Origin of the sequence: Klebsiella sp. WP4-W18-ESBL-05 (assembly GCF_014169075.1) — a bacterium.
In the GTDB taxonomy this organism is placed as follows: Bacteria; Pseudomonadota; Gammaproteobacteria; order Enterobacterales; family Enterobacteriaceae; genus Kluyvera; species Kluyvera ascorbata_B.
On record NZ_AP022057.1, the window covers coordinates 4265031 to 4281142 of the forward strand.

Here is a 16112-nt window from a genome sequence, read left to right on the forward strand (position 1 = left end):
TTAAAGATCACAGCTTTACAAAAAATAGGGCAATATCGAGTGTTAAAACGCATTTATGCATAAAAAAAACACCGAATGCTAAAACAGCAAAAGATGCTATTATCCGCTACTTTGGTAACAGGCACATAAGATTTTAAGGATGAGGGCATTTTATGGATCAAGCTGGAATTATTCGCGATCTCCTCGTTTGGCTGGAAGGCCATTTGGATCAGCCTCTATCGCTGGATAATGTGGCGGCAAAAGCGGGTTATTCTAAATGGCATCTGCAGCGTATGTTCAAAGATGTCACCGGCCATGCCATCGGTGCCTATATCCGCGCCCGCCGTCTGTCTAAATCTGCTGTTGCACTGCGCCTGACCGCTCGCCCGATCCTTGATATCGCGCTGCAGTATCGTTTTGACTCTCAGCAGACCTTTACACGGGCGTTCAAAAAGCAGTTTACGCTGACGCCGGCGCTGTATCGTCGTTCGCCGGACTGGAGCTCCTTTGGCATGCGGCCGCCTCTGCGCCTGGGCGAGTTTACGATGCCAAAATACGAGTTTATTACGCTGCCAACTACCCATCTGCTGGGCGTAACCCAGAGCTATACCTGCAAGCTGGAAGAGATCTCCGATTTCCGCCAGCAGATGCGCGTCCAGTTCTGGACCGATTTCCTCGCCAACTCGCCGTCCATCCCGCCGATTCTGTACGGGCTGCACGAGCCTCGCCCTAGCCTGGAGAAAGACGACGAGCAGGAAGTGTTCTATACCACCGCGCTGACGCCAGAGATGGCCAACGGCCACGTGGACGACGTGCATCCGGTTACCCTTGAAGGCGGCGAATACGTGATGTTTACCTACGAAGGATTGGGAACCGGGGTGCAGGAGTTTATTCTGACGCTGTACGGTACCTGTATGCCAATGCTTAACCTGACGCGTCGTAAAGGTCAGGACATCGAACGCTTCTTCCCGCAGGACGAAGCGCGGAATCAGGAGCCGCCGATTATGCTGCGCTGCGAGTACCTGATTCCAATTCGTCGTTAACGCTGTAGCTCATCCAACGCAGGGGTATCGAGATGTGAGATATCCCCTGCCGTTTCAACCACCCATCCCGGCGCCAACCACAGGCTTTCCTGATAATCCACCCGCGAGATAGAGCAGTTACGCAGACGCAAGCGGCGCTCCGCGTGCGCAGGCAGCCCCAGAATAGTGCTCACCAGACAGCCTAGCGCGATACCGTGGCTCACCAGCAGCGGGCGACTGCCGGTTGGCAGATCGAGACAGGCGGCCAGCGCCGCATGCATACGCTCGCTCAGCTCCTGCATAGATTCGCCCTGCGGAATACGCCCGTCCGGCGTGCCGTTAACCACCTGACGACGCCACAGCTCTTCCTCCGCGGTTAATGAATCGAGGTGGCGCTGCTCCAGCACCCCCATATCTAACTCGCGCAGGCGCGCATCCAGCGTGACACCACAGCCGCAGGCATCGGCAATGATCTCAGCGGTACGGCGCGTACGGCCCAGATCGCTGGCAATGACGTGGGTGATGCCGTAGGTGCGCACGCGCTCGCCTACCTGCATCGCCTGCTGCTCCCCTTTCTCCGTCAGGGGGCTATCGGACTGACCCTGAATACGCCGCTCGGCGTTCCAGTGGGTTTCGCCATGGCGAACAAGATATACCTGTAACATGTTTTTTATCCGTTATACTGCGATGACATTTTTTTATCTGAGTTGTGTAGATTATGCATCAAGTTGTCTCCGCTACCACCAATCCTGCCAAAATTCAGGCAATTCTTGCGGCATTTGACCAGATTTTTGGCGAAGGATCCTGCCAGGTCGATGCGATCTCCGTTGATACCGGCGTCCCGGAACAGCCGTTCGGCAGCGAACAAACGCGCGCAGGCGCACGTAACCGGGTCGCTAACGCGCGAGCAGCACGTCCGGACGCTGATTTTTGGGTGGCCATTGAAGCCGGAATTGATGAAGGTGCCACCTTTAGTTGGGTGGTTATTGAGAGCAGAGACCAACGCGGCGAGGCGCGTTCCGCCACCTTGCCTTTGCCGGAGACAATCCTCGAGCAGGTGCGCGCGGGGGAAGCGCTGGGGCCGGTGATGTCGAAGTACACCGGCATCGATAAGATTGGCAATAAAGAAGGCGCTATCGGCGTTTTCACCGCCGGCGTATTAACCCGCAGCAGCGTTTACCATCAGGCGGTGGTGCTGGCGCTTAGCCCGTTCCATAACGACCTGTATCACCGATAGATACTGATATCAGGCAAGCCATTGCGCACTGCCGGATGGCGGCTTCGCCTTATCCGGCCGACAACTGCAGGTAGGCCTGATAAGCGTAGCGCCATCAGGCAAGCCATCGCACACTACCAGATGACGGGCTTAGGTTTTAGGTAGGGTTTGTTCCAGCCACTGGCGCAGCTCTACTGGCGCCGATTTCAGGCTGTTCGATCCACGAGTGATCGTCGCGATCCCCGCGCCCAGCTCGTTTTTCAGCTCACGCTGGCTCATTTCGCCGCGCAGCAGTTCTTCGATAATACGCACGCGAGTACCCAATGCTTCGCGCTCGTCCGGGGTCATGATTAAATTAAGCAGCGGCTGTGCAAGATCGTCGGTATATGCCAGACGCAGAAGCTCCACAAAGCGAAGCCACTCCTGGTTACGCTGCTCAGCCATCGTCGCTGAATAAGGGGATTGTTGGGTCATGTCAGGCCACCATGTTATGCTTGTACTCTTAAACGAGTACAAGCATAACACAGGTCTTACCTATCAGTAACGTCGTTGCCACTCATTACTGCTGAGCACATCCTCTTTCTGGCCCATAAAGTGACGGTAATAGGCATCGTAGGCCAGCACGTTCTTCACGTAGCCGCGCGTTTCAGAGAACGGAATGCTCTCGATAAACGCGACCGCATCGATGCGCCCGGCGCTGTTGCCAAGCCAGGTGCGCACGCGACCCGGCCCGGCGTTATACGCCGCAGAAGCAAAAATACGGTTATTTTCAAACTGCTGGTAAACGTATTGCAGGTAGCTGGTGCCAATATTGATATTGGTTTCCGGATCGAGCAGTTGCGCAGGATTGCTGTAGCCCGGCAGATTAAACATTTTAACCGTATGGGTCGCAGTGCCCGGCATAATCTGCATCAGCCCGCTGGCACCTACCGGTGATTTCACCTTCGGGTTCCACGCGCTTTCCTGACGTGCAATCGCCATCGCGTAGCTTTGTGGCACGTCTTTACCTGCGGTGTAACGCACGAACAGGTCGTTATAGGCCAGCGGGAAACGTTCCTGCAAATTGTCCCACAGCTTACCGGCGATGGTTGCCTGTACGCTAAGATCCCACCATTGGCGATCGAAAGCATAGCGAGCCAGCTGCGCCTGCTCGGTTTGATTACGGCTGCTCACCAGGTTTGCCCACTCGCTACGCGCAGTGTTGTCCTGATTCCAGTACATCAGTTCGCGCACGCGCGCCATTTCTGCGCCGTCGGTCAGCGTTGCGGAGATAGCCCCCGGCGCTTTATCGATACGCAGCATATAAGGCTCGCCCAAACGCTGCGCCGCCACCATCGGGTAGAACCCGCGCTGCTGCATCAGCGACAGCAAAATGCCGCGCGCTTCGTCATCGCGCCCTCGCTCCATCAACAAATCGGCCTGCCAGTAGCGCCACTCGTCTTTCTCTTTGGCCTCCATCGGCAACCGTGCCAGCCAGGTGTTCAGCCCGGTACGGTCGCCGGTACCCAGAGCCATACGCACGCGGCGTTCAATGAGCGAGGTCGACTGCGAACGCATAATGGCGTCATCCCGCCAGCGCGCCTGTTCATCGGTCACGTCAGTGCCCATCAGCCGCCAGGCGACAATATCGCGCAGCTCCTGAGTTTGTTCTTCATTCAACTGCTGCGCCTGCACCAGCGTGGGAATCATCAGCCGTGCGTTTTCCACATCCTGGCGGGCAACGCTGCTAAACGCGACCGCCGCCAACTGACGGGTAAAGTCAGTCGCCCCGGTGGTACGGGCAAAAGTCAGCACGTTGTTGGGATTGTTATTCAGATCGGTAATAGCGCTGGCGATCGTTTGATATTCGGCCGGCATTTGCCCGGCCAGCACGTTCACCAGCCCCGTATTGCCAGCCTTCATCGCCAGACGAATGCGCTCCAGGTAAGCCAGCGGATCCTGAGTACCGGACGCGCGCCAGGCGCTAAACAGCGGATCGCAGGCATTGGGCCGACTTTGACCGGTAAGCCACAGGCTTTTTGCCCCCTCCCAGGCGCCCTGGGTATCGCCCACGTTATATTTGGCATAGTAATAGTTACACTGCGCCTCCGCAGTGCCGGGCTTATCGGGGCTAAACGCCAGCAGCCCGCGCCAGTCCTGGCGCCGGGCGAGCTCATTCACGAAGCGATTTTTTAACGTTCTGGCAGGCGGCAGCGTCGGGTTCGCCTGCACAAACTGGGTGACAGACAGCGCGGGCGTGTTCATCAGATCGCCGGAAAGCTGGCGGTATTCCAGGTACGGGTACAGCGGGTAGTCGCGCAGGGTCGGCATGAGCTGCGCCACCACCTCCATCTGGCCGTTGTCCCAGGCCTGTTTGATTTGCGCATAGCGGCTGCGCTGCTGGTCCAGCGAATCGGCGCGGGCAACGCTACTGACGGTCAGCAGGCAGATACCTGCTGCCAGCAGATGCCACGTAAATTGTTGGGCTTTTTGCACAAGCTCTTCCTCGTTGTCACGTTACGTCGGTGCAGCATCATGCCGCGTAATAAATTGATGCTAACGACTGATCGCGCAATGCGCCACGCCGTGAACACTTTTTTACGTTTTATCTGCGATGTCGCGCAGCTGAATTTGCCTGCTGGGATTGGACGGTGAAAACAGCTACACTTCGCCTTTGAAAAAACTCTATTCATCACGATAAAGAGGCGAAGTCCAACGTGGCTCAATTCGTTTATACCATGCATCGTGTCGGCAAAGTGGTTCCGCCGAAACGTCATATTCTTAAAAACATCTCGCTGAGCTTCTTCCCTGGCGCAAAAATCGGTGTTCTGGGTCTGAACGGCGCCGGTAAATCTACCCTACTGCGCATCATGGCCGGTATTGATACCGACATTGAAGGTGAAGCGCGCCCGCAGCCGGGCCTTAAAATTGGCTACCTGCCGCAGGAGCCGCAGCTGAATCCTGAACATACCGTTCGTGAATCCGTTGAAGAAGCCGTTGCCGAAGTGGTTAACGCGCTGAAAGGCCTGGACGAAGTGTACGCCAAGTACGCTGAACCGGACGCCGACTTCGACAAGCTGGCTGCCCAGCAGGGTAAGTTCGAAGAAATTATCCAGGCGCACGACGGCCACAACCTGAACGTGCAGCTTGAGCGCGCCGCTGATGCGCTGCGTCTGCCGGACTGGGACGCTAAAATCGAAAAACTCTCCGGTGGTGAACGCCGCCGCGTCGCGCTGTGCCGTCTGCTGCTGGAAAAACCAGACATGCTGCTGCTCGACGAACCCACTAACCACCTGGATGCGGAATCCGTCGCATGGCTGGAACGCTTCCTGCACGACTTCGAAGGCACCGTTGTGGCGATTACCCACGACCGTTACTTCCTCGATAACGTTGCCGGTTGGATCCTCGAACTTGACCGCGGTGAAGGTATTCCGTGGGAAGGTAACTACTCCTCCTGGCTGGAGCAGAAAGATCAGCGTCTGGCTCAGGAAGCCTCTCAGGAAGCGGCTCGCCGTAAATCCATCGAGAAAGAGCTGGAGTGGGTTCGTCAGGGCGCGAAAGGCCGTCAGTCTAAAGGCAAAGCACGTCTGGCGCGTTTTGAAGAGCTCAACAACGTTGAGTATCAGAAACGTAACGAAACCAACGAACTGTTCATTCCACCTGGCGCACGTCTGGGCGACAAAGTTGTGGAAGTCAGCAACCTGCGTAAGTCCTATGGCGACCGCGTGCTGATCGACGACCTGAGCTTCTCCGTGCCGAAAGGCGCGATTGTCGGGATCATCGGCCCGAACGGCGCGGGTAAATCGACCCTGTTCCGCATGATGTCTGGCCAGGAACAGCCTGACAGCGGCTCAATCACCCTGGGTGAAACCGTGAAGCTGGCTTCGGTTGACCAGTTCCGCGATGCGATGGATAACAGCAAAACCGTGTGGGAAGAAGTGTCCGGCGGGCTGGATATCATGAAGATCGGCAACACCGAGATGCCAAGCCGCGCCTACGTTGGCCGCTTTAACTTTAAAGGCGTCGACCAGGGCAAACGCGTTGGCGAGCTGTCCGGCGGTGAGCGCGGTCGTCTGCACCTGGCGAAGCTGCTGCAGGTGGGCGGCAACGTCCTGCTGCTCGATGAACCGACCAACGACCTGGATATCGAAACCCTGCGCGCGCTGGAAAACGCCCTGCTGGAGTTCCCGGGCTGCGCAATGGTTATCTCGCACGACCGTTGGTTCCTCGACCGTATCGCGACCCACATTCTGGACTATCAGGATGAAGGTAAAGTGGAGTTCTTTGAAGGTAACTTCACCGAATACGAAGAGTACAAGAAACGCACGCTGGGCGCGGATGCGCTGGAACCGAAGCGTATTAAGTACAAGCGTATTGCGAAGTAATGCGGTTCAAGCGGGTGGCGAAAGCCATCCGCTTTAATATTACTTAATACATAATAAAGAAATAATAAAAATATTCAGACGAATTTTAAATCATCTTTTTTAAATCAATAACGCTCACTATCTCTCCTTAAAATATAGCATCATCAAATACATCCTCCTTAAGAAAACCCTCTCATATATAATCACTATTGTTATGCCTTAACGACTGTGCTAAAAATGCCGCATGAATTTTGCTTTGCGATTATTCATAAAAACAATTTATGGATAGGAATCCATTTGAAATAAAAATACCATTTGATAATACACAAAGGAATGCAATGTCTTATCACATTATTTCCCATGCGTTATTCCGTTTGAACTCACGAAATAAAGGGTATGGATGAGAACTGGCTCACCACTGAAAATATATAAACCAACCCCATTAATTAAGTTCAATAAATAGCCCATGAATATGAATAAAGTGCTGTCTAGCCGTTTTATTGCCAGAAAAAAAAGGCTGGCTCGCTCGGTAATAAAAAAAATCCGACAAATCGATATTCAGCGCCATCTGTGGAAGGCCATTATCGCCGCCCCGATGTGCCTGTTGATTATCTATCTGGCGGTTTTCAGCCAGCCGCGCTACGTCAGTGAGTCTAAGGTCGCGGTTAAGCGGCCCAACGAACTCGACAGTTCCAACCTGAATTTCGGCCTGCTGCTGGGGGCCTCTAACCCGTCATCCGCCGAAGATTCGTTGTACCTGAAAGAGTACATTAACTCACCGGATATGCTGCAAACGCTGGATAAGAAACTCAATTTTCATCACGCGTTTAGCCAAAGCGGCTGGGATTTCTTGTTCCACCTCCCCGCCGATATCACCGCAGAGCGTTATCTGGATTACTACCGCTCGCGCCTGAGCGTAAATTACGATGAAAAAACCGGCCTGCTGTCTATTGAAACGCAGGGGTTTACCCCCGAATTCGCGCAGGCGTTTAACCAGGCGGTGCTGAAAGAGTCCGAGCGTTTTATTAACGAGCTATCGCACAAAATCTCGCGCGAGCAGATGCAGTTTGCCGAAGAGCAGCTGCAGGAAACAAAGGATCGTCTGAGCGCAAGCAAAACCCAGCTATTAGCCTACCAGAATAGCAACAATGTGCTCGACCCGGCGGCGTCGGCGGAAGCGGCCACCACGTTGGTCAATACGCTAATCGCAAAGCGAATCGATATGGAAGCAGAGCTGCGTAATCTGCTGACCTATTTACGCGAAGATGCACCGCAGGTGGTCAGCACCAAAAATGCGATTAAGTCTTTACAGGCCCAGATTGACGTTGAGCAAAACAAAATCACCGCACCGGACGGTAAGAAACTGAATAGCATGGCCGCTGATTTTGAAGATCTGAAAACCACGGTGAAATTCGATAACGATCTGTATGCGCTGGCGTTACAGGCTATTGAAAAAACGCGTCTAGAAAGCGCGCGTAAATTAAAAACGCTGTCGGTGATTAGCTCACCGCAGCTGCCGCAAGAATCCAGATTTCCCAATGTACTGTATCTCTTAGCCAGTTGGTTATTGGTGTGTTGTCTGCTTTTTGGCACGGCCAAATTATTGATCGCCATTATTGAAGATCACAAAGACTAATTAACCGCCAATATCATTAACAGAGTCTATTATGAAATTAGTTAAAACGATTCTTGTATTGAGTATCCTGCAATCCTGCCAGGCGCTGGCGGTTGGAATTACCGCCGATCCGCAGCTGACAGGCGCGGCCGGGCTGCCTCAACTGCTGGCGGCCAAAGCACAAAGTACCGATAGCAGCGGTTTCGATAACACCCCAATTGCCCTGCCCGCACCGCCGTTGAGCCGTATGTTCGGCGCACAGCTCTTCAATGGCTCCACGGCAGACAGCGGCACCAGTATTGGTTTCAACCCGGGTTATATCATCGGCTTAGGCGACACTATTCAGATTCGCCTGTGGGGCGCATTTAATTTCGACGGCGCGCTGCCCGTTGACCCGAAAGGCAATATTTTCGTGCCCAACGTCGGTCCGCTGAAGGTGAACGGCGTCAGTAACGGTCAGCTCAATAGCCTGGTCACGGCAAAAATCAAAGAAGTCTATCAGTCGAACGTGAACGTCTATGCCTCGCTGCTTCAGGCACAGCCGGTGAAAGTGTTCGTCACCGGCTACGTCAGAAACCCGGGGCTTTACGGCGGCGTGGCCTCCGACTCGCTGCTCTCCTATCTAAGCAAGGCGGGTGGTGTCGACAGCGAGCGCGGCAGCTATGTCGATATCACCGTGAAGCGTGGCAAAAGCGTGCGCTCGCACATCAACCTGTACGACTTCCTGCTCAACGGCTCGCTGAATCTGTCACAGTTTGCCGATGGCGATACCATCGTGGTCGGCCCGCGCCAGTATACCTTTAGCGTCGAAGGCGACGTGTATAACAGCTATGACTTCGAGTTTCACGATAGCAGCATCCCGGTAAACGAAGCGCTGCAATGGTCGCGGCCCAAGCCGGGCGCAACGCACTTTACCATTATCCGCCAGCAGGGTGCGATGAAGCGGACCGAGTACTACCCGCTTAGCAGCGCCTCCGGAAAAATGCTGCAAGACGGCGATAAACTGATCGTCAGCTCTGACCGCTATGCCGGAACAATCCAGGTCCGTATTGAAGGTGCCCACTCCGGCGAACACGCGGTGGTACTGCCGTATGGCTCGACCATGAAGCAGGTGCTGGCGCAGATAAAAACTAACAGCATGTCACAGCTCAGCAGCATACAGCTCTACCGCCACTCGGTGGCCGTACGCCAGAAAGAGATGCTCAATACTTCGCTGCAGAAGCTGGAGGAAGCCTCGCTTTCATCGCAGTCAGCGACTCAGGAAGAGGCTCGGCTGCGCGTGCAGGAAGCGCAGCTCGTCAGCCGCTTCGTCGCCAAAGCGCGCAACGTGGTGCCTAAGGGCCAGGTAGTGCTTAACGAGAGCAACCTCGACAGCGTCATTCTGGAAGACGGCGACGTTATCACCATTCCGGAAAAAACCTCGCTGGTCATGATCCACGGTTCGGTGCTGTTCCCCAACGCAATCTCCTGGGATAAGAAGTTCGATGTGGATGACTACATTGAGAAGTGCGGCGGCCTGACGCAGAAATCGGGGCAGTCGAAAATTATCGTTATTCATCAGGATGGTTCCGCAGTCGATGCCGACGATGTCGATGACGTGAAGCCCGGCGACGAAATTATGGTCCTGCCGAAGTACGAAACGAAGAATCTGGAAGTGACGCGCGGTATCTCCACCATCCTTTACCAGATGGCGGTGGCGGCGAAGGTTATTTTGGATCTGTAACACATAGGGCGTGGCGGAGAGACTCCGCCACCGAAAGATCACCCATATGGAAGCCGTTCAGGATGATAGGCATCTACTCTTCAGGTATCTGGCAACTCCCGCATCTTCAGCGCTTTTTAGGCGAAGCATGCTGCAAACTGACCCCGCTATCTTCTCTCCCGGGCAACGTGGATGCCATTGCCGTTTGGGGCGAACGCCCTTCTGCCCTGCGCCCAATTGAACGGGCGCAAAAAGCCGGGTTGTCCGTACTGCGCCTGGAGGATGGATTCACCCGTTCGTTAGAACTTGGGGTAAACGGCGCACCGCCGTTGGGCATCGTGGTGGACGATCTCGGTATCTATTACGACGCCCGTCGCCCCAGCCGTCTGGAAATACTGATCAAACAAGAAGCCGAAACCCCAACGTTGAAAAACGAAGCGCTGCGTGTCACCGCGTTTATTGTTGAAAACGATCTTTCAAAGTACAACCATGCCCCACGCTTCAAAGAAACGCATCATGCCAACGTGACGCTGGTTGTCGATCAAACCTACGGCGACGTCTCCGTTACGCTCGGTGGAGCAACCGAGCGCCAGTTTGCGGCGATGCTTTCCTGTGCGAAGAAGGAGCACCCGCACGGTGAGATTTGGGTTAAAACCCATCCGGATGTGCTGACAGGAAAAAAGAAAGGCTATTTTGAAGCGCTGACCGCCGATCCCCGCATTCGGCTGATAACGAAAGATTTCAGCCCGCAGTCCCTGCTGCGCCAGGTTTCGCACGTTTATACCGTGACCTCGCAGTACGGAATTGAAGCATTAATGGCGGGTAAGAAAGTGACCTGTTTCGGCCTGCCGTGGTATGCCGGCTGGGGGTTAACCGATGACCGTCATCCTCAATCACAGGACATTGCCGCCCGCCGTGGCAACGCACCGCTCAGCGCCCTGGTTGCCGCCGCATGGCTGCAATACACCCGCTACGTTGACCCGCACACGGGTGAAGCTAGCACGCTACCCGATGTACTGGAGTACCTGCGTCTACAGCGTCAACATTTGCTGGCCCGTAGCGGCCAATTGTGGGCCCCCGGAATGACGCTGTGGAAGAGCAGTATCGTTCGACCCTTTCTAAAAACATCCGGCAACAGCGTTGATTTCTCGCATAAGGGAAAAGAAGCCAGCGCCTGCGTCGTCTGGGGAATTAAGGGTGAGCAGCGCTGGCGGCAGAAGGCTTCCCAGTACGATATCCCGGTATGGCGGATGGAAGATGGCTTTCTCCGCTCTTCAGGGCTGGGCTCAGATTTGCAGCCACCGCTATCTCTGGTGCTGGACAAAACCGGCATTTACTACGATGCCAGTCGTCCCAGTGACCTTGAAAATTTGCTCATACATTCTGACCTGGTGCCGGAACAGCAGCGGCGGGCAGAGTCTTTACGGCAGAAGCTTATCGCAAACAAACTGAGTAAATACAACCTTGGCGCCAGCTGGCAGATACCCGCCGGGGCCGCAGGTAAGCGTAGGCTGCTGGTGACGGGACAGGTGGAGAATGATGCCTCCATCGCGAGTGGAACCGCAACGATCAGAACAAACCTGTCGCTGCTGAGCACCGTACGAGCACGCCATCCCGATGCATTTATTATCTACAAGCCCCACCCGGACGTCCTGGTTGGCAACCGACCGGGCCATATTCCGGATGAGGAAATGCACCGCCTTGCCGACTGCGTCGCGCTGGACGCCGATATCATCGAATGTATTCAACAGGTTGATGAAGTGCACACCATGACTTCGCTATCAGGGTTTGAGGCCCTGATGCACGGCAAGGCTGTTTATTGTTACGGCATGCCCTTCTACGCAGGCTGGGGGCTAACCACCGACGAATACGCCTGCGAACGACGTCAGCGTTTACTGACCATTAGCGACTTGCTCTACCAAACGCTTATCGGCTACCCCGCCTACATTCATCCGGAATCTAAACAGTGCATCTCACCGGAGATGGCCATGGACTGGCTGCTTGCACAAAAGCGGCAGGCGATGGGGATAAAACGTGGCGCAGGTCAGTATTTGCAGCGGCAGGGTCGCAAGCTGCACATGCTGATGAAAACGATGAAGAACTAGCATCGAGAAGGATTCTCCATGAACAGTAATACGATTAATACGCTCCTCTCAGGAAAGCGCTACCTGCTTTTGCAGGGGCCAATGGGCCCGTTCTTCAACGATATGGCGGAATGGCTGGAGTCCCAGGGCCGCGAGGCTATGAATGTCGTCTTTAACGCCGGCGATCGTTTTTACTGCCGTACCAGGCAGTACTTAACGTACAAGCAAACGCCAGGAGAGTTTCCGCACTGGCTAAAAGAGACATGGCAAACCTATCCCTTCGATACCATCCTGTGTTTCGGTGACTGTCGCCACCTCCATCAGGCCGCTAAGCGCTGGGCGCAAGCCAAAGGCGTGCGCTTCCTGGCTTTCGAAGAGGGCTACCTACGGCCACACTTCATTACCCTGGAAAATGGGGGCGTAAACGCTTATTCATCCCTTCCCCGCGATCCTGAATTCTATCGCCAGCTCCCCGAGCAAGCAGAACTTGAGGTACACAGTTTGAAGCCCTCAACTAAGCTGCGTATCTGGCACGCCACATGGTATTACCTGGTCAGTTGGTATCATCGAGAGCAATTCCCCCAGTATCGCCATCACAAGGTGTTTTCACCCTGGTATGAAGGTAAATGCTGGATCCGTGCCGGCTGGAGAAAACAGTGGTATCGCTATAAAGAACGCCACGTGATGGGCATGCTAAAGAGCAAGCTGGATAAACGTTATTTTCTCGCCATTCTTCAGGTTTACAACGACAGCCAGATACGCAACCACAGTCCTTATAAGGATGTGCGTAACTACATCAACGACGTGATGTATTCGTTTTCGAAGAAGGCATTACCCACGGATTCCCTGGTGTTTAAGCACCATCCGATGGATCGTGGGCATCGACTGTATGGGCCGTTGATTAAAAAGCTGAGCAAACAGTATGGCGTGAGTAGCCGGGTTATTTATGTTCACGATCTGCCAATGCCCAAAATGCTGACGCATGCGAAGGCGGTTATCACGATTAACAGCACGGCAGGAATTTCTGCGCTGATCCACAACAAACCGTTGAAAGTAATGGGGCAGGCGCTGTATGACATTAAAGGGCTGACGTACCAGGGGCATTTAAACCAGTTCTGGACGGGACATTTTAATCCTGATATGAAATTGTTTAAGAAATTTAGCATTTATTTGCGGGCTAATACGCAGATTAATGCGGTGTTTTATGGACGGAAGTCACCTGAAATGGTGCAGTATCAGGTGACTCACGAAGAGAAGGTTATGGAGGGGAAGTGGTTTTTGCAGTGAAAGGGTGTTCGAGTATAACAATAGAATATTTGTTATTACCTTTTAAATAATAGACCAAATTTTATAACATAGAAACACCATTATATAAGATCAACCAATACAACATTGAAAAATATAAAATACAAATATTAGAAGAGAGAAAAATTATAATTCATAACACACGAACAGGAAGTGGCTCCATTGATATTAATTCTCTTTGCCATTTAACATTCTCTTTAATTACTTTCGCGGGAATCCCCACAGACAAGGTGTTCTTAGGTAGTGGTTTCGTCACAATAGATTTTGCGCCAATTATACTTCCGCTACCAATTGTTACGCCTTTCTGTACGATAACTCCTTCTCCAATCCATACTGAGTCATCAATTTTCACATCACGAGCCGGATTAATTCTCTCACCAGTCTCAATACTTATTATTGAATGCCAATCCGTTGTAGATATTGAGATATCAGAAAAAAGACACCCATCTCCAATCAGTATGTTAGCCTTTTCCATAGCCGTGAACAACGCATGTCTATTCATGACTGTTTTCTGACCAATAATAATCTTAGAGTCTGAGCCTATGTAGTAACGCCCACGAATATAGGTTGAAGAACCAATGTCTAAAAGACCGTTGCCTTGTTCTAGATTCAATGAAAAATTATTTAAAATACATCCATCACCAAATATAATTTTTGACCCGTTGCTTTTCCCATAAGTGAGAGAAAACACACCAGTAACTCTGGATGGCCGACCGACAACCTCATTTCCAGCCGCGATGAATCGTGCAATTTGTTGTTCTATATCTTCATTCATGTTACACCGCCAATAAGTTTATTTAAAAAATAAAAAAATCAAGTTTAGATTAAAAATCACACAATGCCTCTACCTATAAAAATCTTTTAAAAAATCTGACAATGCATTGCAGTAACTATTATCTGAAAATTCATTTGAACTAAAATCATTTGCACAAAAAGAGTGTGGCAAATTATTATTTTTTTTTGCACTTAGCAAATAGTTATAAAAACTTTTAGCCGATGGAGACCTTATATTAAAGTAAACACTAATATCAATATTAGGGGATGCATCTCCAAAATAATATTGCAGATACGGAACTAAGAAAGTAGCAAGATTCAAATCCTCCCCTGATCTAAAATTATTTTTAGAAAACGCGTTTATCCTATCACCAAATAGTTCAAATGCAAGGTTATAATATTTTTTTTGAGCGGAACATAAGTATGAGTTATTGCCCTATCATATTTAACGTTAAGTTTCCTTTTGAATAATTCATTAACATTATTGCATGCAGAGAGCGTCGCAGTCCTCCTCCCAATATCATTCATAGAAATTATACTTTTTGCACTCGCGAATAAACTGGCATGTCCATTAGATCTAAAGAAATGAGATGAATCCATCTCTCTAGCAACAAAAAAATCGTCATTAAAATAAATGAAATCATCAGACAGCCCAGGTATTTTATGTAAATAGGCTTCAATAACATGAGAATTAAATGTTGGGAGAAACTCAGTCGGAATAATTTCTTTGTGAACAATAATTTTTACTTTATTTAAGAAGAGAGCAGGAAGCTCCGGAATTTGCTCATCCGTTACAACATATATATTATTAACCCAAGGAAGATACTTATTTACACTAAGAATAGAGAAATAAAGTTCATTATGATCAGTATATCTTGAATCCTCCGTTGCATACAATTCAAAATCGCCTACATTTGATATATAGCTATTCTTTTTTTCTACCCACGATGAATCATTTAAAGAAACCCATGTATACACAACATCAATGTTACAACTGGGAGAAAAACCCTTATTAATATTAAATTCGGTATCGTAAATGATGTTTTCCGTTAATGATTGAACATCACATTGATTTAAGACAAGAGGAAATTTATTAATTAATGCATCTCTAACATACAGGCCTGGATGTGATATAAACTTCCTAACTTTCCTATTAATTTTTAAATTCATAAATCAATCACCAACAGAGTTCATTCTAATGAGGAGAGGTCCCCCTCCCCTCATATATCAAGGGTTAATTATCTAAAATAATTTCGTTCTCAGATATTGACTCATGGGGTACAATATCATTAAGGAAGGTATCGAAATCAGCTTTATCCTTGATTGCATGGTTAAATGTAATTGCCAATGGACAGCGCTTAGAACCATGTACTGATTTTATCCATACAAATTTCTCCATGTAACCATAACTAAGATTTGCATATTGTACAGGAGTAGCCTTTACAGTGTCCTTGCCAACCAAAGAATTAACAACTGGTAAAAAATCAAAAAGATAGAATGCATTGTTATCAATATCTTTAGCAATGTCGTTGTAATGGACCAATTGCATATTATCAATACAGCAATAGTTATTTATTGAGGAGAAATTAACTGAAGCCCCTGGCAATAATTGGCCAAGAACATCCATTAGCCTTTCATCTTTTTTAAATTGCTTTGTTATATAAGTAAATGGCACTCCTGCGTTACTTATAAAGTCAGAAACATTGACATTTCGTAAAAAAAAGAAATTCATATCAATGAATACGAAAATTTCTTTTTTTGGAGATATTCGCAACACAACCTTTTCAAAAAAATCCTGATACGTCTCATATATAACATAATTATTATTTAGAGTTTTTATGTTTTTTGAAATATAATATACCCGATTGAAATTGGTGTATTTTTCAATAGAGCGGCATTGATATTTCAATATATCAGACTTTGCAATATTATCAGAAATAACATCAACAACAACCAAATTAACTTTAACTGCCTCAAGGTTATATTTAAGTAAAGGTATATTTGCTTGCGCATCATTGTTCTTTTTACTTACTTCACTTGCTTTTCCGTTCATTACTATTTTCCTTTGAGTC

The 16112-nt window shown here is 50.4% G+C and carries 13 protein-coding genes; 7 read left to right on the forward strand and 6 right to left on the reverse strand.

All coding sequences use genetic code 11. The features are described 5' to 3' along the window. The first annotated feature begins 152 nt into the window (after nt 1-152). Nucleotides 153-1022, forward strand: coding sequence for an MDR efflux pump AcrAB transcriptional activator RobA (gene robA, locus H7R58_RS20440; protein ID WP_106925256.1), 870 nt, complete (start codon nt 153-155; stop codon nt 1020-1022). Here robA and gpmB read toward each other — a convergent pair. Further along, nucleotides 1019-1666, reverse strand: a complete 648-nt coding sequence (gpmB, locus tag H7R58_RS20445) for a 2,3-diphosphoglycerate-dependent phosphoglycerate mutase GpmB (RefSeq protein WP_182929499.1) — start codon at nt 1664-1666, stop codon at nt 1019-1021. The two genes, robA and gpmB, sit on opposite strands and share 4 nt — an antisense overlap. 53 nt (nt 1667-1719) lie before the next feature. On the opposite strand from gpmB, the gene yjjX reads away from it, so the two are divergent. After that, the gene (gene yjjX, locus H7R58_RS20450; RefSeq protein WP_106925252.1) at nt 1720-2238 is read left to right on the forward strand and encodes an inosine/xanthosine triphosphatase; all 519 of its coding nucleotides are present in this window, start codon (nt 1720-1722) and stop codon (nt 2236-2238) included. Nucleotides 2239-2367: 129 nt separating this feature from the next. Here the strand turns inward: yjjX and trpR are convergent, their stop codons facing one another. Beyond that, the gene (gene trpR / locus H7R58_RS20455) at nt 2368-2691 is read right to left on the reverse strand and encodes a trp operon repressor (protein WP_106925250.1); all 324 of its coding nucleotides are present in this window, start codon (nt 2689-2691) and stop codon (nt 2368-2370) included. 63 nt (nt 2692-2754) lie between these two features. Further along, the gene (gene sltY, locus H7R58_RS20460) at nt 2755-4692 is read right to left on the reverse strand and encodes a murein transglycosylase (RefSeq protein ID WP_106925248.1); all 1938 of its coding nucleotides are present in this window, start codon (nt 4690-4692) and stop codon (nt 2755-2757) included. A 221-nt stretch (nt 4693-4913) separates the two neighbouring features. Between sltY and ettA the strand changes: the two genes are divergently transcribed. The 5 genes from ettA (at nt 4914) to H7R58_RS20485 (ending at nt 13248) form a co-directional block, all read left to right on the forward strand. Continuing rightward, nucleotides 4914-6581 (forward strand): energy-dependent translational throttle protein EttA, encoded by a 1668-nt coding sequence (gene ettA, locus H7R58_RS20465; protein WP_182928394.1) that lies wholly within the window; start codon nt 4914-4916, stop codon nt 6579-6581. A 445-nt stretch (nt 6582-7026) separates the two neighbouring features. Then, nucleotides 7027-8196: a capsule biosynthesis protein gene (locus H7R58_RS20470; RefSeq protein WP_182929500.1), complete on the forward strand. Its 1170-nt coding sequence runs from the start codon at nt 7027-7029 to the stop codon at nt 8194-8196. Nucleotides 8197-8227: 31 nt separating this feature from the next. Beyond that, a complete protein-coding gene (locus tag H7R58_RS20475; protein ID WP_182929501.1) occupies nt 8228-9898 on the forward strand; it encodes a polysaccharide biosynthesis/export family protein in 1671 nt (556 codons plus the stop codon). Between the two features lie 62 nt (nt 9899-9960). Beyond that, the gene (locus H7R58_RS20480; protein WP_182929502.1) at nt 9961-11982 is read left to right on the forward strand and encodes a capsular polysaccharide biosynthesis protein; all 2022 of its coding nucleotides are present in this window, start codon (nt 9961-9963) and stop codon (nt 11980-11982) included. 18 nt (nt 11983-12000) lie between these two features. Beyond that, complete coding sequence (locus H7R58_RS20485; protein ID WP_106925238.1) at nt 12001-13248, forward strand: capsule biosynthesis protein; 1248 nt, start codon at nt 12001-12003, stop codon at nt 13246-13248. 151 nt (nt 13249-13399) lie between these two features. Here H7R58_RS20485 and H7R58_RS20490 read toward each other — a convergent pair whose 3' ends face one another. From H7R58_RS20490 to H7R58_RS20500, 3 genes are all read right to left on the reverse strand, one after another. Then, nucleotides 13400-14041, reverse strand: coding sequence for an acyltransferase (locus tag H7R58_RS20490; RefSeq protein ID WP_182929503.1), 642 nt, complete (start codon nt 14039-14041; stop codon nt 13400-13402). A 359-nt stretch (nt 14042-14400) separates the two neighbouring features. Then, nucleotides 14401-15210 carry a capsule biosynthesis protein CapC gene (locus H7R58_RS20495; protein WP_182934520.1) on the reverse strand — a complete coding sequence of 270 codons (810 nt, stop codon included), beginning with the start codon at nt 15208-15210 and terminating at the stop codon, nt 14401-14403. 64 nt (nt 15211-15274) lie between these two features. Further along, nucleotides 15275-16093 carry a hypothetical protein gene (locus tag H7R58_RS20500; RefSeq protein ID WP_182929505.1) on the reverse strand — a complete coding sequence of 273 codons (819 nt, stop codon included), beginning with the start codon at nt 16091-16093 and terminating at the stop codon, nt 15275-15277. Nucleotides 16094-16112 lie beyond the last annotated feature (19 nt).

What these genes read in the sequence shown, in the direction of transcription:
- robA (WP_106925256.1), top strand. Translation starts at nt 153, where the DNA reads ATGGATCAAGCTGGAATTATTCGCGATCTCCTCGTTTGGCTGGAAGGC.
- gpmB (WP_182929499.1), bottom strand. Translation starts at nt 1,666, where the DNA reads ATGTTACAGGTATATCTTGTTCGCCATGGCGAAACCCACTGGAACGCC.
- yjjX (WP_106925252.1), top strand. Translation starts at nt 1,720, where the DNA reads ATGCATCAAGTTGTCTCCGCTACCACCAATCCTGCCAAAATTCAGGCA.
- trpR (WP_106925250.1), bottom strand. Translation starts at nt 2,691, where the DNA reads ATGACCCAACAATCCCCTTATTCAGCGACGATGGCTGAGCAGCGTAAC.
- H7R58_RS20470 (WP_182929500.1), top strand. Translation starts at nt 7,027, where the DNA reads ATGAATATGAATAAAGTGCTGTCTAGCCGTTTTATTGCCAGAAAAAAA.
- H7R58_RS20475 (WP_182929501.1), top strand. Translation starts at nt 8,228, where the DNA reads ATGAAATTAGTTAAAACGATTCTTGTATTGAGTATCCTGCAATCCTGC.
- H7R58_RS20480 (WP_182929502.1), top strand. Translation starts at nt 9,961, where the DNA reads ATGATAGGCATCTACTCTTCAGGTATCTGGCAACTCCCGCATCTTCAG.
- H7R58_RS20485 (WP_106925238.1), top strand. Translation starts at nt 12,001, where the DNA reads ATGAACAGTAATACGATTAATACGCTCCTCTCAGGAAAGCGCTACCTG.
- H7R58_RS20490 (WP_182929503.1), bottom strand. Translation starts at nt 14,041, where the DNA reads ATGAATGAAGATATAGAACAACAAATTGCACGATTCATCGCGGCTGGA.
- H7R58_RS20495 (WP_182934520.1), bottom strand. Translation starts at nt 15,210, where the DNA reads ATGAATTTAAAAATTAATAGGAAAGTTAGGAAGTTTATATCACATCCA.
- H7R58_RS20500 (WP_182929505.1), bottom strand. Translation starts at nt 16,093, where the DNA reads ATGAACGGAAAAGCAAGTGAAGTAAGTAAAAAGAACAATGATGCGCAA.